The sequence below is a fragment of the Actinoplanes campanulatus genome (genome assembly GCF_014647795.1).
Lineage (GTDB): Bacteria > Actinomycetota > Actinomycetes > Mycobacteriales > Micromonosporaceae > Actinoplanes > Actinoplanes campanulatus.
Window position 1 is genome coordinate 287,808 of record NZ_BMPW01000005.1, and the last position, 26,871, is coordinate 314,678.

At 73.0% G+C, this 26,871-nt stretch carries 19 protein-coding genes; 4 read left to right on the top strand and 15 right to left on the bottom strand.

Translation table 11 applies throughout. The features are described 5' to 3' along the window. Positions 1 to 9 precede the first annotated feature (9 nt). On the top strand, positions 10 to 1,194 hold the full coding sequence (locus IEZ13_RS12160) for a cytochrome P450 (RefSeq protein ID WP_183221311.1): 1,185 nt from the start codon (positions 10 to 12) through the stop codon (positions 1,192 to 1,194). Between the two features lie 206 nt (positions 1,195 to 1,400). Here the strand turns inward: IEZ13_RS12160 and IEZ13_RS12165 are convergent, their stop codons facing one another. Continuing rightward, the gene (locus IEZ13_RS12165) at positions 1,401 to 1,823 is read right to left on the bottom strand and encodes a hypothetical protein (RefSeq protein WP_183221312.1); all 423 of its coding nucleotides are present in this window, start codon (positions 1,821 to 1,823) and stop codon (positions 1,401 to 1,403) included. Positions 1,824 to 1,944: 121 nt separating this feature from the next. Between IEZ13_RS12165 and IEZ13_RS12170 the strand changes: the two genes are divergently transcribed. Beyond that, positions 1,945 to 3,303, top strand: a complete 1,359-nt coding sequence (locus IEZ13_RS12170) for a PQQ-dependent sugar dehydrogenase (protein WP_183221314.1) — start codon at positions 1,945 to 1,947, stop codon at positions 3,301 to 3,303. Here the strand turns inward: IEZ13_RS12170 and IEZ13_RS12175 are convergent. Both IEZ13_RS12175 and IEZ13_RS12180 read right to left on the bottom strand, forming a co-directional pair. Next, positions 3,290 to 3,613, bottom strand: coding sequence for a hypothetical protein (locus IEZ13_RS12175; protein ID WP_183221316.1), 324 nt, complete (start codon positions 3,611 to 3,613; stop codon positions 3,290 to 3,292). The two genes, IEZ13_RS12170 and IEZ13_RS12175, sit on opposite strands and share 14 nt — an antisense overlap. A gap of 165 nt (positions 3,614 to 3,778) precedes the next feature. Then, positions 3,779 to 3,961, bottom strand: coding sequence for a hypothetical protein (locus IEZ13_RS12180; protein ID WP_183221318.1), 183 nt, complete (start codon positions 3,959 to 3,961; stop codon positions 3,779 to 3,781). Positions 3,962 to 4,174: 213 nt separating this feature from the next. On the opposite strand from IEZ13_RS12180, the gene IEZ13_RS12185 reads away from it, so the two are divergent. Together IEZ13_RS12185 and IEZ13_RS12190 are read left to right on the top strand one after the other, a co-directional pair. After that, a complete protein-coding gene (locus IEZ13_RS12185; RefSeq protein ID WP_183221320.1) occupies positions 4,175 to 5,389 on the top strand; it encodes a multidrug effflux MFS transporter in 1,215 nt (404 codons plus the stop codon). Between the two features lie 49 nt (positions 5,390 to 5,438). Continuing rightward, positions 5,439 to 6,410 carry an NAD-dependent epimerase/dehydratase family protein gene (locus IEZ13_RS12190; RefSeq protein WP_183221322.1) on the top strand — a complete coding sequence of 324 codons (972 nt, stop codon included), beginning with the start codon at positions 5,439 to 5,441 and terminating at the stop codon, positions 6,408 to 6,410. On the opposite strand, the gene IEZ13_RS12195 is transcribed toward IEZ13_RS12190, so the two are convergent. From IEZ13_RS12195 to IEZ13_RS12250, 12 genes are all read right to left on the bottom strand, one after another. Continuing rightward, positions 6,389 to 6,772: a DUF6188 family protein gene (locus tag IEZ13_RS12195; protein WP_183221324.1), complete on the bottom strand. Its 384-nt coding sequence runs from the start codon at positions 6,770 to 6,772 to the stop codon at positions 6,389 to 6,391. The genes IEZ13_RS12190 and IEZ13_RS12195 overlap by 22 nt on opposite strands. 382 nt (positions 6,773 to 7,154) lie before the next feature. Next, positions 7,155 to 8,597 (bottom strand): DUF6519 domain-containing protein, encoded by a 1,443-nt coding sequence (locus tag IEZ13_RS12200; RefSeq protein WP_183221326.1) that lies wholly within the window; start codon positions 8,595 to 8,597, stop codon positions 7,155 to 7,157. Positions 8,598 to 8,610: 13 nt separating this feature from the next. Then, positions 8,611 to 10,677 carry a hypothetical protein gene (locus tag IEZ13_RS12205; protein ID WP_183221328.1) on the bottom strand — a complete coding sequence of 689 codons (2,067 nt, stop codon included), beginning with the start codon at positions 10,675 to 10,677 and terminating at the stop codon, positions 8,611 to 8,613. Continuing rightward, complete coding sequence (locus IEZ13_RS12210) at positions 10,674 to 13,811, bottom strand: putative baseplate assembly protein (RefSeq protein ID WP_203833774.1); 3,138 nt, start codon at positions 13,809 to 13,811, stop codon at positions 10,674 to 10,676. Before IEZ13_RS12210 ends, IEZ13_RS12205 begins: the two co-directional genes overlap by 4 nt. Before the next feature lies 1 nt (position 13,812). After that, a complete protein-coding gene (locus tag IEZ13_RS12215) occupies positions 13,813 to 16,389 on the bottom strand; it encodes a putative baseplate assembly protein (RefSeq protein WP_183221330.1) in 2,577 nt (858 codons plus the stop codon). Then, positions 16,386 to 16,748 carry a GPW/gp25 family protein gene (locus IEZ13_RS12220; protein WP_183221333.1) on the bottom strand — a complete coding sequence of 121 codons (363 nt, stop codon included), beginning with the start codon at positions 16,746 to 16,748 and terminating at the stop codon, positions 16,386 to 16,388. The genes IEZ13_RS12215 and IEZ13_RS12220 overlap by 4 nt, the downstream gene beginning before the upstream one ends. After that, on the bottom strand, positions 16,748 to 17,269 hold the full coding sequence (locus tag IEZ13_RS12225; protein WP_183221334.1) for a phage baseplate assembly protein V: 522 nt from the start codon (positions 17,267 to 17,269) through the stop codon (positions 16,748 to 16,750). The genes IEZ13_RS12220 and IEZ13_RS12225 overlap by 1 nt, the downstream gene beginning before the upstream one ends. 11 nt (positions 17,270 to 17,280) lie before the next feature. Continuing rightward, positions 17,281 to 18,420, bottom strand: coding sequence for a hypothetical protein (locus IEZ13_RS12230; protein WP_183221336.1), 1,140 nt, complete (start codon positions 18,418 to 18,420; stop codon positions 17,281 to 17,283). Continuing rightward, positions 18,413 to 18,760, bottom strand: coding sequence for a LysM peptidoglycan-binding domain-containing protein (locus tag IEZ13_RS12235; RefSeq protein WP_203832589.1), 348 nt, complete (start codon positions 18,758 to 18,760; stop codon positions 18,413 to 18,415). The genes IEZ13_RS12230 and IEZ13_RS12235 overlap by 8 nt, the downstream gene beginning before the upstream one ends. Before the next feature lies 1 nt (position 18,761). Continuing rightward, a complete protein-coding gene (locus IEZ13_RS12240; RefSeq protein WP_183221338.1) occupies positions 18,762 to 19,394 on the bottom strand; it encodes a hypothetical protein in 633 nt (210 codons plus the stop codon). Further along, a complete protein-coding gene (locus IEZ13_RS12245) occupies positions 19,395 to 19,949 on the bottom strand; it encodes a HEAT repeat domain-containing protein (protein WP_183221340.1) in 555 nt (184 codons plus the stop codon). It abuts the gene before it with no gap. Positions 19,950 to 19,992: 43 nt separating this feature from the next. Then, positions 19,993 to 26,838 (bottom strand): eCIS core domain-containing protein, encoded by a 6,846-nt coding sequence (locus tag IEZ13_RS12250; RefSeq protein ID WP_183221342.1) that lies wholly within the window; start codon positions 26,836 to 26,838, stop codon positions 19,993 to 19,995. Positions 26,839 to 26,871 lie beyond the last annotated feature (33 nt).

Genomic DNA, 26,871 nt, shown 5'->3' on the forward strand with positions numbered 1-26,871 from the left:
GATGGGCGCATGGATTTCCAGAGCGCGCTTACCTCACTCTTCTCGGCCGAGGGACGTCAGGATCCGTATCCTGCCTATGACGTGCTCCGCGGCCATGCGCCGGTCTTCCAGGCGATCGACGATCGCTGGTTCGTCACCACCCACGAGCTGACCAGCCGGATCCTGCGGGATCCCGGCATGCGGGTGTCCGACGCCACGGACTACGACGGGTTCTGGCCGGACTGGCGGGAGAACCGGGGTGTCGCCGCGATCGTGCGGTCCATGTTGCAGAACAATCCGCCGGATCACACCCGGGTGCGCCGGGCGGCCGCGTCCACGTTCACCGCCCGCCGGGTCGCCGCGATGCGTGACGTGATCACCCAGCAGGCCGGGGAGCTGATCGAGGCGATGCCGGGTGAGACGGACTTCATGACGGCGTTCGCCTACCCGCTGCCGATCGGCGTGATCTGTGCGCTGCTCGGCGTTCCGGACACCGACATGCCGTGGTTCCGGCGGCAGGCCGCCGGCCTGACCGTGGTGCTGGAGCCGATCAGCACCGAGGAGGAGATGCGGGCCGCCGACGCCGCCGCCCGCGAACTGGAGGACTACTTCATCGGCCTGATCGCCGAACGGCAGCGCCACCCGCGGGAGGATCTGACCAGCGCGCTCGCCGCCGCCGGATCCGGCCTGACCGGGAGTGAGCTGCTGGCTAACCTGGTGCTGCTGCTGGTCGCCGGCTTCGAGACCACCACCAACCTGCTCGGCACCGGTCTGCGGATCCTGCTCGACCATCCCGATCTGGCCGCCCGGTTGCGCGCCGACCCGGGCCTCGCGCCCGCGTTCGTCGAGGAGATGCTCCGGTACGACTCCCCGGTGCAGTTGGCGTCCCGGTTCACCTCGACGGCGGTGGAGCTGGACGGCCGGAAGCTGGAGGCCGGCTCGGCGCTGACGCTGCTGCTCGGCTCCGCCAACCGCGACCCGGCCCGCTATCCCGACCCGCACCGGTTCGACCCCGACCGGCCCAACGTCCAGCCGGTCTCCTTCGGCGGCGGCGCCCACTACTGCCTGGGCGCACCACTGGCCCGCCTGGAGGCGCAGGTGGCGTTCCCCCTGCTTCTGGCCACGCTCCCCGGCCTGGCGCTGGCCGGCGTCCCGGAACACCGCGACCGCCTGGTTCTGCGTGGCTACGCCACTCTCCCGGTCACCACCGGATGATCCGCCGGGCCTGGTGCTCCGGCGGATCGTCCGGCGACGGGAAAGGTCAGGACGGGGCGCCGAACCGCAGCTCGATCAGGCCCAGGCCGGAGGCGATGCCGAGGGCCAGGACCAGCAGCGCCAGCAGCAGGACGAGGACCGCGGCGCCGAAGACTAGGAGACGCATCGGTCCAGGTTCGCACCACTGTGGCCGATTCGCGAGACTGTCACGCCTCGGCCTGGTACTCCTCGACCTTCTCCAGGGGCCAGCCGATGAACGCGGCGATCTCCTCCGGGTCGCCGGTCAGGACCCAGTCCTCGATGGTGGCGGCCAGACCCTCGGGCAGACCGGGCGTCTCCACGTACTCCGGATCCTCCTCCTCGAGGATCTGGTCGAGGTGGATCCAGGTGCCGTCCGGGTCGAGTTCGGTGCCGGCCACGGCGTACCCGGCCAGGCCGTCGGTGCCGGCGGCGAGGATCTCGTTGGTCCGCCAGTCGATGATGTCCCAGGCGTCCTCGCCGATCTGGCCGCCGATGATGACGCGCCGGCCCTCCGCCTCGAGTTCCTCGACACGCTGGAGGGTCTTGGAGACGGTGGCGTAGTTGGCTTCGAGCACGTTCTCGATGTGCGACTTGAGCAGGTCACTCATTTCCAGCCCCGATGATCATGGTGGTTACGCTTCGTAGCATACGGTCCGTCACACCCGTACCGGAAAATGGTCGAGATCTCGTCGTCGGTGGCCGGATCGCCGCCATCGCTAGGGTGGGCCGATGAGGACGATCACGCGGGGTGTCGTGGGTTTGAGCCTGTTGGCCGGTCTGGCCGGCTGTTCGGCGGAGGAGCCGGTCGAGGCGGCGCGGCCGACCGTGCCGCCGCCGTCGCCGGCCGTGGCGCAGGTGCCGGGCCTGGAGGCGACCGACGTGCGGGTCCTCGACGAGGCCGGAACGGCGCCGTTCGACGAGAAACGGCGGGTGCAGGCGCCGCCCGGCTGGACGGTCAGCGTGTGGGCGCGGATCCCCAGCGCACGGCTGCTCGCGTGGGCACCGGACCGGCGGCTGCTGGTGTCGCGGCCGAAGTTCGGGGACGTCGTCGCGCTCGTGCCGGGCAGCGGGGCACCCCGACAGGAGACGCTGCTCAGCGGGCTCAATCAGCCGCACGGGCTGGCGTTCTCCGGCGACACGCTCTATGTGGCCGAAAGCGACCAGGTGAACGCGTACACGTACCGGAACGGGGTTGTCTCGGATGAACGGGTGGTGGTCGGCGGGCTGCCCGACGACAAGAGCCCGGAGCTGCGCGGGGCGTACTCGCACGCGCTGAAGAGCGTCGCGATCGGCAAGGATGGCGAGATCTATGTGGCCGTCGGCTCGACCGGCAACATCTCGGCCGAGGACCGCGACGCCACCCCGGAGCGGGCGGCGATCCTGCGGGTTCCGGCCGCCGGTGGTGAGCCGGCCGTGTTCGCGCGGGGTGTCCGCAACGGGACCGGGCTGGCCGTCGACCCGGGCGGGGCGGTGTGGACGGCGGTCAATCACCGCGACAACATCGAGTTCCCGTACGACCGGGACTACGACGGCGACGGCGGCGACGACCGCGGCGAGGTGATGCAGTCGTATGTCAACGACCATCCGATGGAGCAGTTGGCCCGGCTGACGCAGGGCCGTGAGCTGGGCTGGCCGTACTGCAACTCGGAACCCGACCTGTCACCCGGCGACCCGGAGTCGGCGCTGAGCTACACCGGGCGGCCGTTCGTGCGGGACTTCCAGACCAATCCGGACGGCGCGAAGCTGGACTGCTCGAAGCTGGCGCCCGTCGAGCAGGGCATGGGCGCGCACTCGGCGCCGCTCGGCCTGAGTTTCGCCGTCTCGCCGGGCCTGGCCGGGTCGTACGGGCCGGGCGCGCTGGTCGGCATCCACGGCTCGTGGAACCGTAACCCGCCCCGGCCGCCGGAGGTGTCCTTCTTCGCCTGGCGCAACGGGACGCTCGGCCCGCAGCAGACCCTGCTGACCGGCTTCCAGAACGAGGACGGCTCCCGGTGGGGCCGCCCGGTGATGGCGGTTCAGGGCCCGGACGGCGCCCTCTACGTCAGCGACGACCACGCGGGCGCCGTCTACCGGGTCACCGCCCCCTGACCTCGATGCCGGCTGGCTCCCAGGGCGGTCTCACGCGCGTCGGGACAGCGCTGAGAGCCAGCTGGTCAAGAAGGCGGCGCAGTTCGGCCTCGGTGCCGATGGCGGGCCGGTGTTCGGGGTGGTCGGCGTACTCCTGGATGACCCGGGCCAGGAAGGTGCTGTCGATGTTCCAGGTGGCCAGGCCCCGGCGCCCGACCAGGATCTGGAAACGGCCGGCCACGGCGGGCCGCCCCGGCCCGAGGGACTGCCACGGGATGAACACTGGGCGGACCGGGCGGCGGTCCACCATGCCGTCCGGGCGCAGGCGCACTCGCCCCCGGTCGGGACCTCCACGGCGACATAGGCGGCGGCCAACAGGATCTCGACGAGGACGACAGTCCGGGCGGTGAACGCCGAATTCAGCGCGGCCACATCGTAGGGGATACTACCCACAGGCAATTAGCGGCTATTTCACAGCGCCAGTACAGCGCCGCGGTCAAGGGCGCGGGAAATGCGGATCGAATTCGTCGGTCTCGAATTCACGGTCATCGTCGGTGTCGTCGAAATCAAAGTCGAAGTCGAAGTCGACCTGCGGCTCAGAACGCCTGTCCGGGCTGGCCGGAGCGGGTCGGCGGAGGCGGGCCACGAAACCTATGGCGTTGCGGACGGCGGTCGACATGAAACCCTCCGAAGAATAGAATCCCGGCTGTTGCGAGAACGTTAGGAATCCCGGTCAGGCGCTGTCAAGAATCGACACGCGGGCACACGATATTGCTATCGACCGCACAGTTTCCGCATAGAACGTACGGCCGATCACAGCGGCCCCGCGGCGGATTGGGCAGACTTCACCCTGTCCGGTGGCGCGGCGCCGCCGGACAGGAGGGAAAGCGTCTTGTCCACCCCGCCCCGGCGGCCCGCCCTGGTCGCGTTGATCCTGGTCATGGGGGTCGGCCCGTTCGCCACCGACACCTACATCGCGGCGCTGCCGGAGCTGCGGCGCACGCTGGAGACCAGCGCCACGGTGGCGCAGCTGACCCTGACCGCGTTCATCGTCGGCCTGGCGGCGGGGCAGTTCCTGATCGGGCCGCTGAGTGACTCGTACGGTCGCCGCCGCCTGCTCATCGGGTGCAGCGTGCTGTTCGCGGTGCTGTCGGTGGTGTGCGGGCTGAGCCCGACCGGGGCGATGCTGGTGGCTGCCCGGCTGTTGCAGGGTTTCGTGGCCGGCGGCGGCGTGGCACTGGGCCGCGCGGTGGTCACCGACACCTACCGCGGGGACCGGGCGGCGGCCGCCTTCGGCGCGATCTCGTCGGTCACCTTCTTCGGGCCGGTGGTGGCGCCGGCGATCGGTGGCGTGATCCTGGCGCACGGCACCTGGCGGACCGTCTTCGCGGCCCTCACCGTGCTGGGCGCGGCGATGGCCGTGGCGGTGACGCTGGGCATCGCCGAGACCCTGCCACCGATGCAGCGGCATCCGGCCGGTCTGCGGGCGCTCGGCGTCCGGATGGCCGACCTGGCCCGGGACTGGTCGTTCATGCGGCACGTCGCGCTGCAATGCCTGGCCTCGGCGGGCTTCTTCACCTACATCGGGGGCTCGGCGTTCGTGCTGCGTTCGGTGTACGACCTGAGCCCCACCCAGTACACGATCGTCTTCGCGTCGAACGCCGCCGGGATGGCCCTGTTCAGTCTGCTCTTCCGGGCGCTCGTGGTGCGGGCCGGGGCGGTCCGGCTGCGGGCGGCCGGCATCACCGTGTCGACGATCGGCGCGGCCGGCCTGCCAGCGGTGGCGCTCGCCGGGCCGGAGTCGGTTCCGCTGGCCGTGCCGTGGGCGCTGCTGTGCGCCGTCGTCGCCGGGATGGGTTTCTCGATTCCGGCGAGCACCGCGCTGGCGCAGGAGGCCGGGCGGCGGGCGGCCGGCACCGCGTCGGCACTCCAGGGCGGTCTCACCTTCCTGACCGCCGCCCTGGTGACGCCGCTGACCGGAGTGTTCGGCCACGACACGCTGACGCCGATGGCGATCGCCATGGGCGGCTTCTTCGCGGCCGCTTTCGTCCTGATGTGCGTGCTGACGAAAACCCGTCGCCCGGCATCGGCCCTCCCGGTGGGCTGATCTCATACCCTTCACCGGTACGCCGGCCGCGCACCGCCGAGGAGGTCGGGTGTCCGTAGTCTTCATCACCGGCGCCAACGGGTTCATCGCACGCGCGCTGGCCACCCGGCTCCGTGCCCGCGGCGACACGGTCACCGGTGTGGACCTGCGCCCCGACGAGGCCGCCGGAGTGGTCGCCGGGGACATCGGCGAGGAGGGCGCCTGGCAGGATGCCGCCGCCGGAGCGGATCTGGTCATCCACACCGCCGCCGTGGTCTCCAACGCGGTCGGCCTGGACGGGCAGTGGCGGGTCAACGTCGCCGGGACCCGCCACGCGCTGGACGCCGCGGTCCGCGCCGGAGCGAGCCGGTTCGTCCAGTTCTCGTCGATCCGGGCGTTCTCCGACCTGGGCTTCCCGGACGGGGTGGGCGAGGACCATCCGGTCCGGACGGACGGCAACCCGTACGTGGACACGAAGATCGCCGGCGAGCAGGTGGCGTTGCAGGCGCACGCCGAGGGCCGGATCGCGGTGACCGTCGTGCGGCCCGGTGACGTCTACGGGCCGGGTTCGCGCCCGTGGACGGTCCTGCCGGTCGAGCTCATCCGCACGAACCGGTTCCTGCTGCCCGCGGGCGGCCACGGGATCTTCAGCCCGGTCTACATCGACGACCTGGTCGACGGGGTGCTGCTCGCCGCCGGGAAGCCGGAGGCCGCCGGCCAGGTCTTCACGCTGACCGGCGGCGCCGGGGTGCCGTGCCGCGAGTTCTTCGGCCACTACTACCGGATGCTCGGCAAGCGTGGCCCGATCGTGGCACCCACCCCGCTGGCGGTCACCGTGGCCACGGTCATGGGCACCGCCATCCGGCTGGTCAGCGGCCCGACCGAGGTGAACGCGACCTCGATGCGCTACTTCACCCGGACCGGCACCTACTCGATCGCGAAGGCCCGGCGGCTGCTCGGCTACCAGCCCCGGGTGGATCTCACCGAGGGGATGGCGCGAACCGGGCGGTGGCTGCGCGATCAGGGACTGGTGCCGGCCTGATCCCAGACGGCCAGTTCCCCGTTGGCCAGGCACACGATCAAACGTCCGTCCGCCCCGGCGATCGCCCACGACTCGGCGTCCGCGTCGGCGTCGACCACCAGCTGCGCCCCGCTGCCGAAGCTGATCCGCAGCTCGCCGCCGGCCCCGGTGCCGACGTCCTGGACCACGTCACCGAGCACCGCCACCAGTGCGTCCGCCGAGTCGTCGCCGGGGCGGATCCGGTGCCCGTCGAGGCGGGCGGCGCCCTCGATCAGCACCTCGTCGCCGCCGGTGAACCGCAGCGAGACGGCGTGCCCGAGCAGGACGTTGGTGAGCCGCTGCCCGGTCAGTGCCGCCAGCTGTGGGGAAGTCGTGACCGCCATGGCAGGACCGTAGCGGTCACTTCCATAAGAGAACCTTAACGACCGTTGATGAGCATGGCCCGAGAGCGCCGGAAAGGCGCCCAGACACGATCGCGACACCGCGGTCGGCCACCCTGGCTACACCCCGGGTGGTCGCACACGCAGGACCGTTGGGGTGCGACCACCCGGATACGCCTCAGCGGCCGCACACGCAAGTCCCTTCGTGCGCATCCACTCCGGGTATACCGTCAGTGGCCGCATACACAAGACCGTTTGTGTGCGGCCACCCGGGTATGCCTCGGCGCCGGCACACGCGGAGCCTCTCGTGCGCGACCACTTCGGTTACACCCTCGGCCGGCGCACACGCGAAGAGTCTCGTGTGCGCTCGCCCGCCGCGCCGGCGTTACCGGCTGTCTCCGGTGGTCCGGCGGGTGCGGCGCTTGGCGGCCGGGCGGGCGGCCTTGGTGGCGCCCTCCTCCGCGGCGGGCCGCACGGCACGGGCCAGCGGGTCGAAGAGCAGGCGCAGGTCGGTCTGCTCGCCGGGGCCGGTGACCCAGGCCAGCGGGGCGTGCGCGACGCTGCCGCCGGACGGTTCGGTCAGCAGGGGCCGGCCGGCCGGGTCGCGGGGCCACTCGACGTCGCCGGTGGCGGTCCGGGCCGGGATCAGCCAGGAATCGCCGGTGGCGTAGGCGAAGTCGCCGGCCGCGAAATACACCTCGACGCCGTCCTCCAGCGGCAGCCAGCGGCCCTCCTCCACTCGGAGGACATCGCCCGCGGTGTGGTCCCAGCGCCGCAGGTAGGGCCGCAATTCGGGGCGGCGGCCCACACCGGCGGCGGGTTCGGCGGACAGGCGCACCCGGCCGCCCGGCGGGTCCACCTCCTCGACCCGCAGCAGCGGCAGCGGCTCCTGGCGGCCGGTGTAGGCGGCGTCCACCACCTCCACCCACTCCCCCACGCTGAGCTGCACCTTGTCCACGGTGTCGAGTTCCACCCAGGCGCCGTCGACGTCGTGCACGGCGAACACCACCGAGCCGTTTTCCCGCGACCACTTGAATGTCGCCCCGGCGGCCGGGCCGGCGTCGTGGATCTCCACCCGGTACAGCTGGTTCTCATGCCCACGGAACCGGGCCTCCGGCCGGATCAGGCACGGATCGCCGGCCGTGTCCTCGGGGCGGCGGGCGCGGGCGGCCAGGCGCGGCTCGTCGTCACGGCTGGCCCAGTCGGCCAGCGCCGCCCGTACCGTGCCGGGGTCGGGGTCTCCGGAGAGGCCGAGTTCCGCCTCGGGCACCGTGTGCACCTGCCAGACCACCCGGATCCGGGCCGCGGTGTCCGGCATCGCCGGACCCAGCGCGACCTCGCGCAACGAGGGCTCCTCGACGGCGGTCACGGCCCGTTCCCACACTTTCAGATACACGAGGTACGGGTAGGCCTCCGGCAGCCGGTCGCCGGTGCGGTCCTGGTCGCGGAAGCCGTCGGGCTGGGTGAACCAGGTCCACGGTTGGGGGTCCTCCGGCTCCGGCGGGGCGCCCTCGTCGGGCACCGCGCTGGCGGGAACCGGACGGGTGGCGTCGATGAGGACACCGTCTACGTAGTAGCGGCCCTCGCCGATGGTCAGGTCGTCGGGGGCGCCGCCCTCGCCGGGCACGTGGGTGACGGCGAATCCGGCGTCGTCGCGGGGCCCGCCGTCCGGCCCGATCAGGTCGGCGACCACGGTACGGAGCCGGTGGTTCTGGATGGCGGCCTGCTCGTTGAGGTCGGCGTCGAGCTGGACCCGGCCCTGCTGGGCGAGCACCATCGAGTAGTTCCGGCCGGCGCGGAAGGTGTCGCGGGACAGGTCTGCGTGCATGTGCGGGTTCCCTTCAACTGACGAAGCCGATGGCGGCGCGGGTGCCGGCGGGTGTGTACCCGGCGAGCCGCGCACGCAGGTTGTCCTCGCGTTGCGGCTGGTAGAGGTCGTGGAAGACGCCCATCTCGGAGCCGTCCCCGGCGCCGCGGGCGATCTCGGCGGGGCAGCGCGTGGCGAGCCGCCCGTAGCCGGGTGTGCCGTGTTCCAGGCTGTCGAAGAGCGGCCGGACCCGGGTGGCCGTGTCGGGTCCGGCCAGGTCGGGCTGGCAGCGGAACCGGCGTGGTGTCCGCGATCCGGGAGGCACGAAGCAGAACCGCAGGGTGCCCCGCTGTCGGCGGGCGACGTGCACGGTCCCGGTGAAGATGCTGTCCGCGGCGGTTTCGATGGCGTGCACGTGTGTCTCGCCGACGACGGTCACCCGCTCGGCGTGCAGCACGGCGTGCGCGTGCCGGCCGTCCGGGGCGCCCAGCGCGGGCCGGTCGTGGGCGGTCGCGTCCAGGATGCTGTCGCGCAGATGGATAGGCGCCGGGTCGGTGCCGACCTCGTCGGCGAGGACCAGGATCGGGCCGAGGATGCTGCGCTCGATGTGGACCGTGGTGGTGGCGCATTCCAGGAACAGGCTCGGCTCCTCGCCGTCCGGGACGAGGGTGCAGTGCCGCAGAGTGAGCGCCGCCAGCGGCCCGCCGGCCCGGATGCCGCGCCCGGCGATCACCAGCCCGTCCAGGGTCATCGACGACTCGTGGCAGTCCTCGCCCGTCTCGATGACGAGGGCGTCGGGCTGGTTGCTGGACCGGTCGAGCAGCCGCAGCACCGGGCGGGCGCCGTCGGCGGCGCGCAGCGTGAGCCGCTGCCCGTGATCCAGTTGGAAGGCGAGTTCCTCCTGGTAGGCGCCGCTGTCGGCGATCTCGATGACGGCGTCGGCGGGGCGGTCGGCGCGCCACTGGCGGTGGGCGTCGGCGATCCGCCGGTACGGGTGACCCGGGCCCACCCGGTAGACGGTCCCGGGGGTGGACAGGTCACGGGGATACTCACCGCCGCCCAGGTCGTCGCTGAACGCGTAGTGGTATGTCACCCGTACCCCCTCGTCGAGGTCGGCGCGCGGGCTGAACGCGATCCGGCCCAGCTCCGGGTCGACCGCCACCCGGTCGCGGGCCGGCTGGTAGCGCCACCCGGTCAGGTCGGCGACCACGATGCCGGACACCGGGACGATCCGGTCACCGCGCCGGATCACCAGCGACTTGCCGGGCCCGTAGTAGTCGGCCAGACGGTCGGCGAACAGGCGCCGCCGCAACCGGTCGGGCACGTTGTCGACGGTGGCGACATGGGTGGTGGACGGCTCCGGTTCGGGCCTGGTCACCAGGTGGGTGTCGGCGCCCAGGACGGAGAACGTGAACAGGTTGCGGGCACCCTCCACCCGGTACGCCGGGGCGTCGGTGACCGGGTACGCCCGCTGCCGCCACACGTGCACCTCCACCCCGGCGCGGCGGACGTCGAAGGTGCGGGCGGACGACTCGAACGGGGTGCCGATCAGGTCCAGGGCGCCGCCGTCGCGCAGGTCGGCGAGGCGGCCGCGGGCGGCGCGTGCCGTGTCGGTCCGGGTCGTGCCCCCGTAGAGCCGCACCGGCTGGGTGTGCGCCAGCAGGCGGGAGGTCTCCACCGCGCGGGCCGGCCAGCCGGCGGCCGAGTCGGCGAGCTCCTCCAGCAACGACAGGGTGCCCTTGCGGCGGCGGTATCCGACCGTGCCGGCGACATCCCGCCGCGGGGCGAGCGCCTCGGCGAGACGGCGGACCGACGCGCCGGCCGGGCCACCGTCGCGCAGCCCCGCACTGAGGATCCGCTGGTATCCGGCCAGCGGACGGTAGCCGACCAGGTCACCGATCAGCGGCAGCGCCCGGGCGGCGGCGGTCTCCACGAACCAGTCCTCGTACTGGCGGGCGGCCGCGTCGCGTACCCGGTCGATCTGCTCCTCGATCGCCGCGAGCAGCGCACGCAGCGGCTCGCCGCCCTCCTCGTCGGCGAGCCGGTACCAGCGCGGCAGCAGGTCCACGAGTTCGTCGGCGGCGAGCCTTTCGCTGGTCATGCGATCTCCGTCAGGGTCAGGCCGTCGGCGGCGAGGACGGCGAACTGCGCCGGCCGGAGGCCGCGGAAGACGGTCACCGTCCGGCCGGGCGGGAGCGGCCGGACATCGGTGATGTCCGGGTTGAGGCGGGCCAGCTCGGTCAGCGGGATCCCGGCCGCGGCGGCGACCGCCGTCAGGGTCTGCGGGTCCGGGCCGGTGACCCGGTGGGTCTGTTCGACGTAGCGGGCGGGCCGCGCCGGCACCACTGGAAGCGGTTGTCCGGGCCCGTCGGCGGGGGCGAAAACGGCCACGTCCACGTAGTCGACGCCGGGCGTGCGGTCGGCCACCGCCATGACCTCGCTCAGGTAGGCGTCGTGGGCGAGATCCCGGCCGCGGTAGCCGAGCCGGTCCAGCAGCGCCCGTCCCAGCCGCGGCGCGACGATCTCGAACGCGTGCCCGGCGGCCACCTTCACCCCCGCGACCAGCCGCAACGCGACCAGCTCACGCACATCGACACGGACCGGCAGGCGGGGGGCACCGTGGGCGGCCAGCGCCGCCCGCAGCGCGGGCAACAGGTCAGACCCCGGATCGAGGGGTACGTCGTCGACCGCGGCCACCGTCACGTGCACGACCCGGCGGCGGCCGTCGAACACCTCCCGTGCCGCGGCCCGCCCGATGCCGGCCCGGGAGCGGGTGAAGTCGGCGTAGTCCCGGGTGGACAGCAGCCGGTCCAGGGTGGCCACCGCAAGCGGGATGCGCCGCCGGGCCAGCCCCGAACCGTCCGGGTCGGCGCCACCGGTGGCCGGAACCGGGTTGGTGACCCCGATGACGCCGAGCGGCCGGGTCACCGGCTGGGTGATCCGTCCGGCCGGCAGGTTGCCCTCCGGTCCGGCCCCGAACCGGTAGCGGGCTCGGACGTTCTCCTGGCCGGTGGGCAGCCGGGCGCCGTGCACACCGTCGCCGAAGGTGACCGTGGTCCGGCCGTCCGGCGTGTTCCCGAGGACGTAGACCCGTTCCGCCGCGCCCCGCCCGTCCAGGCTGTCGGCCGGCTGCCAGAGCAGGCCGTCGACCCGGATCTCCAGGGCCGGGCGGGCGCCGATCGGGTCGCCGGACGGCAGCCAGGTGAGCGGTTCCTGCCACAGGGTGAAGGTCTGGTGCACCGCGGTGGCGTCGCCGCTGCCGATCGGGTCGTCGCGGGTCTCGCCGTGGCCGGCGGGGACGACGTTGCCGAGGATTCGGACGGTGTCGCGCCGGTAGCGGTGGGCCAGCGGATCGGCCAGCACGATGGTGGTGTTCGCCGGTCCGTGGTCGACGGCGGCGATCGTGACGATCTCGGTGTGTTCGCCGGTGACCGCCAGGATCCGGCCGGGACGCAGGGCGTCATGGCGGCCGGCCAGTTCGATCCGGTCGCCGTGCACGTCCCCGGCGAGCGGCTGCCCGGCCGGGCGCAGCGGCTCACCGCCCGCGTAGATCGTGGTGTCACGGATCTGGGACAGCAGCACGTCGCCCTCGTCCAGCCAGGCGTCGTCGAGGACGAGCCGGGTGCCGCGGCCGGTGATGCCGAACTGGGCGTAGGTGGCGGTGCGGGCCTGGGCGACCCGGGTGACGAGCGGCGGCCGGCCCGGTCGTTCGACGACGATCGGGCTGCCGGGGGTGACCGTGTTGTGGACGGCGTCCAGCGACAGGACCGTACGGAGGCTCTCGTCCGGCACTGTCGCGACCGCGATCTCCAGTGCGCCGGGGTACCGGATGGTGATCACCTGGCCGTCCACGGTGACCGGCCGGGTGTCGCCGGGGCTCAGCTCGACGGACTGGCCGGCGACGGTGACAGTGACCCGGCGTTCCGCGGTGGGGGTGGTGACGGTCAGCTCGTGTTCGGGCAGGCCCGGCCGCAGGTTGACGGTGACCTTCTCGGCGGTGCCGGTCACGGTGATCCGGCCGGGGCCGAGGTCGAAACCGGTCTCGGCGACCGGCAGGTTCTCGCTGTGCTGGACGGTGCCGTCCGGCTGGGCGTGGACGAACTCGGCCCGCACCGCCGCGCGGCCGGCCGTGTCGAACACGATCCGGGTGGTGGTCAGCGTGGCCCCGGGCAGCGGCCAGTCGGTCACGTTGATCACCCGGCCCTGCTGATCCCGGACCGGTTGCAGGGGTGCCGTGGCGCCGAACGGCGTGGCCGTCACACGCAACGCGAACAGGCCGGTCAGGGCGGCCGCCGCGGCGAGGGCGCGCTCCTCGATGTGGACTCCACCCAGGTCCCGGGCGCGGGCGGCCTGATCTGCCAGGACCGCCGCGAGCCGCTCGCACCAGTCGGCGACGTCCTGACGGGTTCCGGCCACGGCGGCGGCCTCGGTGAGCCGCTGGATCGGATCGGCCAGGCGCCCGGCGTACCCCTCGGGGGTGTTGATCTGATCGAGATCGGCGTCCAGCGGGGCCAGCACGAACCGGTCCACCTCGGCCACGAGCGTGCCGTTCGGGCGCGGCTCGGCGAGACCGCGCCGCAGTTGGGCGATCAGCTCGGGAAGGCTCGGCGGCGGTGAGCCGGGCAGGCCGATCGCGGTGACGTCCCGTTCCCGGTCGATCCGTAGGCGGGCCACCGGAATCAGCCGCCGGTCGTCGCCGAAGACGAACAGCAGCCGGTCCCCCACCACGAGCAGGGTGTCCGTTCCGGCCACCAGGATCTCGGCGCGCCGGGTGAGATCGTCGGTCGTGAGCGGGTCGGGGCGCTGCCGGCGGACCGCGAGGTCGTTCCACGCGGCGCGGGCGACCAGGTCGGCGTCGGTCTCGAAGGTCTGCGGCGGCTCCCCGGAGACGGCGGGCACGCTGCGGCTGCGCGAGCCGCGCGGGATCAGCACCTCCACGTCCGCGCCGCCGGGCTGGGAGCGGGGATCCAGCCGGTACGCCAGGTGCGTGTCCGCCGCGAGCCCCGGCCGCGGCCGGTAGTCGACCAGGCGGCCGAGCAGCCCGAGCGAGCGCCGGTCCCGGGCGGTCCGCAGGTAGCCCTCGTCGCCGATCCGCTCGCCGTGGAAGGTGAGCAGGTCGGCGACCACGGCGGCCGCGTCGAGCAGGGCGATCGCCGGATCGTCGGTGGTGCGCACGGTGAGCCGGCGCAGCGCCGGGTGGTCCAGCATGTCGCTGAGGAACGTGCCGTGGTCCACGTCAGTCGCCTCCGTCGGTCATGGCGATTTCCAGGTGGCCGTGCTCCGGTCGGTCCGGATCGTTGTCGCACCGCGCGATCTCCAGCGGGCCGAGGCGCAGCAGGCCGGCCTCGAGTTCCCCGGCGTCCGGAGCGGACAGCCGCCGCAGCCGGGTCACCCGGGCGGTGCGCACCCCGGGCACGGACGCGGCCAGGGCGGTCAGCCGGCTCACCCGGACCGGGTCGCCGAAGGTGAGCGCGTCCGGGCGGAAGGCGGCGAGCAGTCTGCGGTGCAGTTCGGCGAGGATGCGGCCGTGCTGGTGGCCGGGGGCGGCGCACACCTCGATCACGATGTCCAGCGGGACCGGGCGGGCCGGGGCGATCACCAGATCGTGGCCGATGCGCCGGTACGCCTCCAGGCGGTCCGCCACCTCGTCCAGAAGCCGCTGGGACGGGACTCCGCTGCCACCGGCGTCGATGGCGACGTGCGCCTCGGCGGTGCTGCCGGTCCACCGGATCTCGGCGGCCGCCCGTTGCACGCCGGGCAGCGTGGAGGCCAGTTCGGCGTAGTCGGCCGCGGTGATCGCCCGTTGCTTTCTACGGCGCAGGTCGAGCGGGGCGAGGCGGCGGACCTGGTCGACCGGCTCGGGGTCGGTGCCGCCGACGGCGGGCAGCGGATTGCGTACGCCGGTGGCCGCCGGTATTCCGCCGTCGTCGCGGCACGTGACCAGGTGGGTGATCGCCTCGGCGCCGACATTCCCGACGGTGCCGCCGCCGACCCGGTAGCCGATCCGCGTACCGGGCGGGGGTGTGGTGTTGAAACGCAGCGTGAGCCGGCCGTCGTCGGTGAGCTCGCCGACCACATGGCGGTCGCGGGGGCCGCTGTCGAGCAGGTCGCGGCGTGGCGTCCAGTCGCCGTGCAGGACGGGCAGGGCCCGCCTCGGGTCGCCGGCCAGGGCGCTGACCGGGCCGGCCAGCACCGGGTCGCCGGGGCGCAGTCCGTCCGCGTACCGGTCGCCCCAGGTCTGGGCGATCTCCTCGGCGATGTGGTCGCCGAGGACCGTTCCGGCGCGGGCCCGTGCGGCCAGAACCTCCAGTCGGCGCAGCTTTCCGGCCAGCCGGCGCTGCCTCCCGGCCAGCAGCTCGCGCAACGTGCCGGCCGGGTCCTCGCGCAGCCGGGTGCGTTCGGCGTAGGGCAGGTCGAACAGGACGGTCAGCTCGTCGACCTCGCTGTCGGACAGCCCGTTGCGGTCCCCGGCGCTACGCCACAGGTCGGCCAGCCGTTCCCGGGCGCGCTCCGGAAGACCGGCCAGATGGGCGGCCTGACCGGCGCGGACGTGCTCGGGAAGCGGATACGGGACGGCCTGCGTCACCGACCGTGGCCCCGGCGCGGTGACCGGCTCGGGTTCGGGGAGGGTCCGGCCGTGATCGACCAGGATCGCGTTGCCCCGCGCCACGCTGTCGCCGAGGTCCAGCGATCCGGTGAGAGCGTCCTCGCCCGCCCAGGTCACCTCCACGATCTGCTGCCCGGAGAGCCGGTCGGTGTCGGGCGTGACGGAGATCAGCCGGACCGCCTGCCGGTGGCCACGGGTCTCCTCGAGGACCAGCACGTCGCCGGGCCGCAACCGCAGACAGCGGTCGTCGTCGCGCAGCGTCGCCGCGGTGGCGCCGGCCGGCAGCGCCGGCTGGTCACCCTCCCACGTCCAGAACCGGATGGCGTTGTGCTCCGGCCACAGTCGCGCCGGCCGCCGGTCGAGCGGCTCGAAGATCAAGGCGTGCTCGTCGTCGACGACGCTCCCCCGGTCCGCGCCGACGGCCGCGAACCGGTGCGCGCCGGCAGCCGCGAACCGGTACTCGCCCGGCCGCAGGGTGACCGGCTCGGTGACGTCCACGACGACGACCGTGCGGGCGTTGCAGCCGTCGTGCATCGAATAGTCGACCAGTTTGGCGTGGCGGCGGACCGAGACCCGGTGGCGGGCGGTGTCCAGGTACGCCTCGGTGGCGACCGCGTCCTGCTGGTAGGAGATCTGGTCAGCGGTGTAGGCCAGCAACTCGATCAGGGCGACGCCGAGGTCGGCCGGACCGCGCTCCACCCACGCCGGAACGGTCAGGGCCATCCGGTCCAGCAGCAGCCGCCGGATGGTGTCGTAGTCGCGTGCCGTGTAGTCGATCACCGGCCCGGGCGGGCGCACCCGGTCCGGCGGTGGCGGCTCGAACGGCGGCGCGCACTGTGGCCGGAACCGGAACCCGGCGCCGTGACAGCGCTGGTCGAAACCCGGGTACGGCCTGGTCCCCGGCCGCCCGTAGGCGTCGGTCTCGACGATCGACAGCCGGTAGCGGGAGGTGTCGCCAACCCGGTCCACGGTGACGTGCAGCCGGTCGTCCAGCTCCGGGTCGTCCGCGTGCTCCACCTCCACCTCGACCGCGGTGACGCCGGTGACGCGCCGGCCGCCGTCGATGCGGATGTTGCCGGGCCGCAGATCGTCCGGGGCCCGGCCCAGGAACGTGACGGAGAGCCGCAGCCCGTCGTCGCTCACCTCGATCTCGTCGACCCCGTTGTGGCCGGCCGCCCGGATCGCCCCGCGCCTCCGCTCGCTCATGCTCTCCCCTCGAAGACGTCCTTGCGCTCGCTGCCGGTCCGCCGCACCGTGTAGTGCAGCTCGACCCGCACGGTGCCGCCGGCCACGGACATGTCCAGCGCCCGCACCTCGACCAGATCGCCGAGCCACCGTTGCAGGCTCGCCCGCACCGACAGCTCCAGCGCCGCGACCAGCTCCGGGGCGGTCGGGGCGAACACCAGGTCGAGCAGGCCGCAGCCGAAGTCGGGCCGCATCACCCGCTCCCCCGGGCTGGTGAACAGCAGCTGTTCGATAAGGTCGCGGGCGTGCTCGTCGAGGGTCGCGGTGGCGGTCCGGCCGCGGGCGCCGAACCGGAACGGGACGGCGATGTCGGTGCGCATCAGGCCCTCCCCGGAAAGATCTGGCCGTTCACGTCGACCCGGCCGCCGGAGACCGTGAGCACGCCGCCGAGGCCGTCCTCGAGGCGGACGCCGCCGCCGTCGATCCGCACCGACGCACCGCCGGCCCGCACCAGGATCCCGCCACCGGCGGTGTCGGAGACGACCACCTTGTGGCCGGCCCGGGTCTGGATGACGACCGGCTGGGTGGGTGGTTCGGCCTCCTGGGCGGTACGGGCGTCCGGCGGCAGTTCGGCGGCGTCGCCGTACCAGGTGCCGGACCAGATCGGGTGGCTGGGATCGCCCTGTTCGAACTCGATCCAGACACCGGCGCCGACCGCCGGCACGCTGAAGTGCCCGAACCCCTCACCGGTGAACGGCAGGCACGGCAGCGCCCAGGTGGACCACTCCCGGCCCAGCACGTCGGGCACCTCGGCCCGTAGCCGGGCGATGCGCCGGGGGTCGGCGTTGTCGACGACCCGGCCCCGGTACTTGCCGAGGAAACGGTTGCTCGGTTCCGGCATCTGAAAGCTCCTTAGGGCCGCACGGTGTCGCCGCGCGCGACCATTCCCTCGCGGGAGATCGTGAAGTTCTGGAGGTACTGCCCCGGTCGCAGGGTGTGGGTGACCGAGGTGACGAAGTAGTCGCCGTCGTACGCCACGCCCGCACCGCGCACGCCGACCAGCTCACGCGGGCGCAGCACGAAGCCGTACCGGGTGACGTCGAGCGACCCGGACCCGGCGATGGCGTCGGCCGACGTCGCGGCCCGGGCCAGCAGTTCGGCCTGCGCCTGGGCGGTGCCGAGTTTGGCGGTGTCGCGGAGGCTGGGCCGTTTCAGCGCCTCGGTCGGATCCCGGCCCAGCGGCGGGCGCAGCGGGTCGATCGGCGGCTGGGCGAGCTGGACGATCTCGCGGGTGGCCGGATCCTGCACGAGAGCGGTCGGCTCCTCGCGGGCCAGCCCGTCGTAGGCGAAAGTCAGTTGGTCGACGGTGGAATTCGCGTCCATGTTGACCGACAGCGCGTGCTGGCGGACCCCGGTGCGGATCTGCGGTCCCCAGTAGGCGGTCGACCGGCCCGGCTCGGGCCCCGGCTCCAGGTAGAAGGTGTAGCCGTTGGCGCGCGCCAGCTGGTGGAGATATCGCAGGTCGGTGCCGCTCTGGAAGTCGATGCGCTGGGCCGCGTCCGGCGGCTGCGGCACCTGCTCGGTGATCACCCGGGGCGTGATGCCGTACCCGGCGTACCGGCGCAGGATCAGCTCGGCCCGCTGCGAGGGCGCCAGGTTCGGGAAGCCCTCGGCGCGCTCGTCCAGATCCATGACGAGCGTCAGGTCCTCGCCGGTGACGGTCAGTGTGGACTGGCCGGGACGGTTGCTGGCGCCGACTTCCTGCCGGGTGACGAGCCCGTCGAACAGCACCGTGGTCGCGCCGCGCAGTGTCGTGCTCAGCACCACCCGCGTCCTCGGGTGGAAGAAGCGTTCCGGCAGGTAGCGCCGGGCGATCGGCCCGTTCTTGGTGAGGTCGAAGGCGAGCTGGAAGCCGCTGCGCTCACCCGCGGTCGCGGTGATCTGCGCGGACAGCAGCGCGTCGCCGACCTCCGGCGGCACCGGCCGGGGCAGGTCGCGGCCCATGCTGAGGTCGAGGTGCAGCGGCCCGCGCCCGAAGGGTTCGTCAGCCAAGATCAAAACCCCGTTCCGGTACGCCGATCGCGCGGCCCGGCTCGGCGGTCAGCTCACGCGGGTCGAGCACGGGATTGGCGTCGGCGATCCGCCACCACTGCTCCGGGTCGCCGTAGAAGCGCCGTCCCAGCAGGTCGGGCCGCTCACCGGCGGTGACCGTGTGGACGCCGGTGTGGTCGCCGTCCGGCAGCGGTGGCAGCAGCCGGTGCCGGGCGTACCGGATCTCCTGGCCGTCCGGCCGGGTGTGCACCGCGATCTCGACAGCGGCGTAGCGGCTGGTCCGCGGATAGGGTGCAGCGCCGGGGATGCCGTCGTAAACGTTCGGGTAGGGCTCGGGCACGTCAGCCTCCGATCCTGCTGCCGCGGGCGGCGAGTTGTTCCTTCATCGCCAGGTGGGCGAGGTAGAAGTCACCGCCGGGGTGCCCGGCCGGCAGGTCGCTGACGGTGAGGATCTTCATGCCGATGCTCAGCGACGCGCGGATCGGGTTGAGGTCGACGTCGAACGCCTGCTCGTTGACCGAGAACTCGGTCAGCCGGACCGGCATGATCCGCTTGCCGCCCCAGGTGAACAGGGTCAGCGGCATCTCGATCGGATTGACCTCGATGGCGCCCCGGCGGGCCGCGTCGATGGACTCCCGCAGCTGGGCGACCGTGGGCTGGACGAGCATCTCCAGCGCGGCCAGCTGCGGGTGGATGCCGTCCGGCGCGGCCACGTCCAGCTGATCGGTGGCGTCGATCTCGGCGGTGAACTTCCACTGCTCCTCGGCCGGCCCCTTGAGCCGCAGCGCCTCGTTGCGGTCGCCGTCGGTCCCGGTTCCGCTCGCACCGGAGGTACCCCCGGCGGCCTGCGGCTGGATGCTGCGCTCCAGCGAGTCCGGATTGAACTGCATGACGATGACCCGCCGCGGGCCGCCCGGGTCCATCACCACGATCGAGGCCCGGATCGCCTTCGGAATGTCGGCGAACATGCTCATCTACCATCCACCTCCACGTTCTCGTTCGATCCCCTCCAGCAGGATCCGGGCGTTCTCCCGGACGGTGTCGTGCGGATCGGAGGCGGCCAGGTCGGCGACGATCTCCACGAGGCCGGGTGTCTGGAGATAGCCCGTCGCGACCACCACCGACAGCCGGATCCCGGGATCGTCGTCCCGGCTGACCGTGCGGAACGCCGCCACCACGGCGTCGCTCTCGGCGTCGGTGGCGGACAGCGCCGCCGTGTAGACGGCCCGCAGCCGGTCGTCGCGGTCGGTGGCCCGCCCGATCTCCCGCAGCGCCTCCTCGGTGGACCAGAAGGAGGACCGCTCCTCGATGTCGAGCTGGATGTCCGACACGTCGTCGCCGTACAGGGTCAAATAGTCCAGGCCCACCATCGGGTCCTTGACGAGATGGATCTCGACGGAGCCGTCCGCGGTCGCCCAGACGTTGACGAACGTGTCCGAGGCGGGGTCCTCGACCTGGAGCATGTCCCAACCGTCATCGAAGGAGATCTGGTCGACCTCCAGTTCGGCGTCCACATTCTTGAACACCATTCGAGCCTTCATCTCAGCCATTCATATTCCCCTGAAGAATCCGCTAGTCGAGACCGTAGTATCTCAGCATGAAGCGCTGCACCTGCGCACGCCCGTTCTGAATGGCCTCCGATGCGGTGGGACCGTAAATCCCCTGTCCATTGGTGACCGCACGCATCCACCGTTCACTCAACTCGAATTGCCTGCGCGCCAGCTCCCTCCGATTGAGCAACGCGTTGCTCGGCCTGCGCCGCCGGCTCCGGATCCGGGCCGCGATACCCCGCGCAGCGCTCGCCGCCAGCCGCATCGACATCGGGAAGGACCCCCGGCCGCCCCTGCGGCCGCTCTCCCTCGCCTCGAACTGGACGAAGGCCTCCTCCCAGCTGAGCTGACCTCGCTCGATGAGCCGCACCATCATCGGAGCGAATCCGAGATTGGCCCGGTCACGCACCGATTCACGAACGAAAATCAGCCAGTGCAGGGCTCGCAGGAACTCACGCTCGTCAGCGTCGAATCCGCTCGGGAATCGCCTCGTCCTCGAATACTGCCGCAACGCGTGTGCGATGCTCCGGTCCCCATGACGCATACGCTGGATCACCCGGAATATCTGCGGATAGGTGCCGACTCCCTGTGTCAGCGCATTCGTGGCGCCCACCCGGTTCTCCTCGGACACCGGATCCAGATCGGGCCCGACCCGATAGGTCTCCATCGCTCCGGGCTGCCGCCCACGCCCCTCACGCGGCCGGTGCGGACCGGCGACCCGGCTCGGGCCGCCCGGCCGGGCGAGGTCCAGGCCGGTTCCCCGGTTCTGCAGGTAACGGACCGCGCCCGGGATGTCGCGGGACTCCGCGATCTCCAGTGACTGTTCCTCGGCGTTGACCCCGGCCACCGCCATGGTGATGCGCATCCGCCGTGCCGCGTCCTGGACGTCCGGCCGCCGGAGCATCTCCTCGGACACCTCGGTGACCAGGCGGCGCAGGTCCGAGCCGGTCAGCACCCATCCCCGCTGGACGTCCCGCCGCGGATTCAGGACCGCCGTGATCCCGAAATCGGGCTGCCCGGCGGTGTCCAGGCCGGTGAGGCGGTACCACAGGCGCATCCCGGAGAGCGCGGCCCGCAGCGGGCGGCCCAGCACGCCCCGGTCGACGAGCCGTCTCACCTTCGGCTGGATACGGGCCACGATCCGGCGCAGCCGCTCGTCCTTGGACTCCTCGTCCTTCTTGCGCTCCCGGTCCTTGCGATCCGGCGAGGGACTCCGGTCCGGCGAGGGCCTGGACGACGGATCCCGGTCCGGGCGATCGGCATCCCGGCGGTCACGCGGGCCGCCCGGCCGGTCGCCGTCCCGCCGCGGTTTCGGGGTGCCGGCGCCGTCGGGCTTCGACCGGGACGGATCGGTGTCCTTGGGACGATCCGGGTCGGTGTTCTTCGGTTTCGCCGGGTCGGCGCCCTTCGGACCGGGAGACGTCGGCTTCGCCGGGGCCTTCGCCTCGGGCCGAGGTTTCGCCGGCGGGGTCGGGCGGGTGCCGGGGAGTTGATCCGCCGCGGTCCTCGGCGTTCCGTCGCTGTTCTTGGCGGTGCGGGCCGGCGCCCGGCCCGGCCCCGCGGCGGGGGCCGGCGTCGGTCCGGCGGGCACGGCAGCCGCCGGACGGTCCGAGGCCGGCGACCTGTCCGAGGCACCGGACCGGCTCGGACCCGGCCGCGCAGGGGTGCCGGGCCGCGCAGGGGTGCCGGACAGCCTCGTTCCGGGACGGTCGGGTGCTCCGGACGGCCTCGTGCCTGGACGGTCCGGGACGCCGGTCGATCGGGTTGTGGGACCGGCCGGTGGCCGCCTGCCGGGTCTCGGCCCAGCGGTGGGGCGCGGCCGCGGCGGGGCACCGGGCCGCCCGGGCAGGCCGGCCCGCGGGGTGCCGGCGTCCGGCGTCCGGGCCGGCTGATCCGGTGCCCGGCCGGGTCGCCCGCCGTCACCCGGAGCGCCCGGAATATCGCGCTTCCTACCCTTGGCCAGCCGCTGCGCGACGGCCTTGAGGCGCTTGCCGACCTTGGCGACGTACTTGCCGATGCCGCTCAGCAGCGCCTCGTAAGCCAACTCCAGCAGGGCCACGATGCCGGCGGCGACCGCCTTGGCGAACAGGATCCCGGCGCCGCCCTGCCGGACCGCCAACAGCCAGGACAGGACCGCTCCGACCGCCCGCAGGATCGCGCCCAGAGCGCCGATCGCCGTCCGGATCGCGTCGATGACGGCCATCACCCAGCCCGCGCCGGGGATCAGCTTGGCGATGACCTTGGTGATGACGATCTCGCCGATGATGACCGGAAGCATGGGCAGGATCGCGTCCCACGTCTCCTTGACGATCTTCTCAAGCGTGAAGCCGCCCTTGACCAGTACGTCGATGACCGCCCTGCCGACGCCGAGGATCTCCTCGACCTTCTGCTGGAACCACGCCTTGACCGCCGACTTGACCTCGCGGAACAGGTGGTTCTTCGCACCGTCCACGGCCGAGTTCTTGGCGCCGCCCAGCCAGCCGCCGGGATCGGACAGGAAGTCGATGGCGATGAACATGAACTTCCCCAGCGCGCCCAGCACCTGGGAGGCCGCCGCGAGGACCTGCTTGACCGCGTCCACGACCGCCTTGACGACGTCCATCAGGGCTTTCAGCAGGATCCGCAGAATCTCGGCGAGCAGTTTGCCGAGCGCGTCGAGCAGATCCTTGATGATCTGCTTGAGCATCGCGGCCAGCCGGTTGACCAGGGCGATCGCCGCCTTGATCAGGTCGGTGATCAGGCGCCGGATGCGGTTGGCCAGCTCGATGACCGCCTGCACCATGGCCTTGGCGAACTCGATCAGCTCGGTGATCAGCTTCGTGATGGCGTCGACGATGAACGTGCGGGCCTCGTTGATCCACCGCTCGACGGTCGCCTTGAAGTTCTTGATGAAGCCGACGACCGCGTCCCGGGCCGCCCGGATCACCCGTACGATCGCGTTCTTGATCTCGATGACCTTCTGTTTCAGCCATTCGAAGGCCTTGGACACCCAGTTCCCGGAGTTCTGTACGGCGGAGTCGCGCTGCCGCTCGGCGTCCCGCCCGGCCCGGGTCGCCTCGGCGCGGATCCTATTGTCGCTGTCGTCCTTCTCGGTCGTGACGTCGTCGTCGGCCTTCTTCTCCCGGTCCTGGACGTCCTTGCGGACCTTCGCCTGCCGATCCGCCTTCTTCGTGCCGAGTTTCGACAGCTCCCGGTCCTGATCGGTACGCCAGGCGGCACGCTGGGAGTTCACGTCGTCGAGCGCGCCACCCCGTACCCCCGCCTGGTTCCCGGTGTTGGTCGCGACCTCGGCGGTGACCTCGGCCCGGTGGCGTGCCTGCGCGTCACGGAAACCGCGGTCCCGGTCCTGGCGGCTCTGCGCCATGCCCTGACCGCCCTGCCGGAACGCGGTCTGGATCCGGGGGCCGTCGTCGTGTTCGGCCACTTTGGACGCCGCCTCGGCGGGCACCGCGCCGGTCGGCGCGCTGGTGGCCGGAGCCTGGGCGCCACCCGGCCGGCCCGGCACCGCCGCCTCCATCGTCTCCGGCGGCACATCCGGGTAGACCTGGTCCTCGCCCATCCCCCGGCCGGCGTCCTCACGGGCCGCGCCCACCGTCTGCCGGCCCTTGTCGTCGACGGCGGCGCCCTGGTCGTTCGACGTCTGCTCGGCCGCGCCGCTCATCTGTACGCCTGGCGCGTTCCCGGCCATCGCCTGCTTGAGCGCCTCGTCCCTGGTGGGCAGCCCGGCGAACTTGGCAGCCAGTTCCTGGGCGTCCACCTCGAAACCCAGCCACGAGGCGACCTTGCCGATGCCGAAGCCGAGCGCCATCTTGAAGGTGTCCCAGCCGCCCGGCTCCTCGGCCTGCTCCGCCTCGATCGGCCCGTCCGGCTCCTTCGCGCCGGTGACCTCGGCTTTCCCGCTCTCCGGCGCGGTGGAACGCTGGGCCGGATCCGTCGAGTACCGCACCGCCGTGTCGGCCTTCGGCGGGCCGGACAGGGTCTGCGGGGCGCCGGCCGGCCGTTGCGTGGCGGGCGGGGCGGTGGCCAGATTCCTGTGCTCGTCGCCGACGTTGCGGTCGGCGGCACGGCCCACACCGCCCATCGCCTCCAGGGCGCGGTGTGGCGTCAGCGTGGCGGCGGTGGCCAGGCCACCCTCGGGGGACGCGGTGGACAGGTCCGGGGCGGGCGCGGATTCGTCCTTGCGCTTGACCGGGGCGGCCGCGCTCCCTCCTCCGCCGCTTCCACCACCCGCGCTTCCGCCGCGTGCTGCTTGCGAGGCGGGGCCGGGCGCCGCGTCCCGCGACGCCGAATCAAGGGCCGAGGCAGGCGCATCGGGCGCGGGCGACGTCGGCGCGGGCTCACGAGACGACATTTCCGGTACGACGGGCCGCGCGCTGGACGGCGTCCCCGGCCCTGCGGCAGGCGCTGTCGACGACTCGTTCGTTCCTCCGGAAGGGGTACCGCCACCGACGGATTCAGCGGTCCCGCCACCAGCCGAGCCACTGGCGGATTCCTTGCTCGGAGCCCCGGCCGAGCCGCCGGAGGACTCCTTGGCCGGAGCGCCGGGCGAGCCGCTGGCGGGTTCCGTAGCGGGACCACTGGCCGAGCCGGTCGAGAACGCGTCGTCCCGGCCACCGGTGGATTCACTGCCTGGGCCGCTGGATGACCCACCGCTCACGCCGTTCGATGATGCGGTGGCCGATCCTCCGCCGTTCGAGGCCGCACTGGCCGAATCCGGTGCGGTCGCCTGACCACCGGCCGCCTGCTGGCCTGCCTTCTCGGGCGCCGCCGCGACGTTGTCCCCCGCGGCGTTCGTGCCTTTCGCCCCTTTGACGGCCTGCTCGGTCTCGCGGGTTCCGCCATCGGATCGCCCCGCCACCTCCTGCACGGTGGTCTGCGCGTCGACCGGCCCGGTCTTCGGGTCGGCGCCGCTCGCCGGATCCCGCAGGGCGACGCCGGGCGCGGACGGCGCCCCTGCGATCAGGTCCGAAAGCGACGGAGTCGGCTCCGCCGGGTCCGGCCCGGCCTGATCGTCGGCACCAAGCGGCTCCGGCTCCACCGACTCCGCTTCGGCCTGCTCCTCCTCGGCGTCCTCCGCCTCCCGCTCGGCCTGCACCTGGTCGGCCCGGGTGACCGGCGGTGCCGGGAACGACGGCATCGACGGCCCGGCGCTCGACGCCGGATCCATCGTGTCGACGGTCGGGATCGCGGACACGTCCGGGTCCTGAACCGGCAGGAAGTCGTCCGGCCGCAGGCTGACGTCCCAGGCGCTGGGCGGTCCGCCACCGACCTCCACCTCGGACCGGTTGGTCGGCGGCGGCGATTCGGGTTCCGCTTCCCGCAGCTCCGGCAGGTCCTGGTTACGGAGCGGGTCGAGGGTCCCCACCGCCGACGCCATCTGGGTGTCCTTGCCGACGGTCGTCGGCGTTCCGGTCGTCCGCCCCGGTTCGGACCGCTCCTCCGGCCGCACCTGCTTCCCTGCGGCCCGCGCCTGGGCGGCCTCCGGCCGGTTCCTGGCCGCCGACGCCTCAGCACTGGCGACGGGCACCTCCCGCTGCGCCGTCTCCCCACCGGATCTCCCGGCGGCGGCCTTCTCCCGCGAGGCCGCGGATCCGCTCTGAGCGGCCGATGCGGACTCGCCCTTCACCGCGGAGCCGGACGAGCCAGAGGAACTGGATGAAGCGGAGGCGGATTCCTGCCGGGCACCGGAATCCGGCCGGTTGCCGGTATCAACACGGGCAGGATCGTGTCGCCCACCGGAATCCGGACGGGCCGCCGGATCCGGTCGGGCAGCGGGAAACGGTCCGGGCGTGCGGGCGGGCCAGACGGACGGCCCGGAAGTGAGGGCGTCACCGGGCCGGGCGGACGGCCCGTCCGGCAACCGTTGCCCGGTCTGCGGGTCGGTTGCCGGCGTGCCGCTGTTCGGCGTCAGCCGGTCACCGGGCGCCCCACCGTTGCGCGGCGTGCTTCCAGGCCCGCCAGGCGTCCCGTACTGCTCCTTCTCCGGCCCGGGCGCGGGCTTCGGCCGCCCCGCACCCTCCCGCTGCTCCGCGGCACGCCGCCAGGCCAGCTCCCTCCGGTACCGGAGATCCTCGGCAGCATCGGGTTCGGGCAGCGGCGCGGCGTGCCCCTCCGGCTCCGGGATCTCGCCGTCGACCTCGTCGATCAGGTCGAGGACCCGCTCGTACTCCGGGCCGAGCAACCGGTTCTCCAGCCGGTCGAGGACCGGCTCGACGAGTTCCTCCGGCAACCGCGCCAGCTGGGTGCGGGTCCGATGCGACCAGTCGGCGGGATCCCCGCGCAGGGACCGCACGATGGTCGCCGCCAATCGGTCCGGCAGCGTGGCCGGATCCAGGCGCTCGACCCGCAACTGGTCGGCGGTGACCGTCGCGTACCGCATCCAGCCGGGCAGCGGCGCCTCCGTGTCGACCCTTTCCGCAGCGGCCGGATCCTGCGCGGCGCGTTCGGCGGCCTGTTCGGCGGGCTCCGCGGGCAGGCTCACCGCCCCGGGCTCGCGCCCGGCCCGCAACGCCCCGGCCCCGTACGGGTCCTGAACGGTGTGCAGCAACTCGTGGACGAGCAGCCGCTGCCCGCCGGTGGTGCCCGGCTGGTAGGCGCCGGCCCGGAAGAAGACGTCCCGCCCGACGGCGACCGCGTCCGCGCCGAGCAGCCCGGTGAGCGCGTCGGCGTCCCGGTCGGTATGCAGCCTGACCTGTCCGAAGTCGTACCCGAGCCGCTCCTCGGCGGCCCGGCGCACGCTGAGGTCGAGCGGCTGCCCGGCCCCGCTGACGATGCTCCTGGGCGACGGTGTGGACGCGTTCCGGCCACGCCGGCGGCGCCGGTCGTCCTGTTTCGACCGCCGATCCGGCGCGGCACGGGCGGCGCTCATCGCCGCCTCCTCTGCCCACTGAGCCCCGCGGGC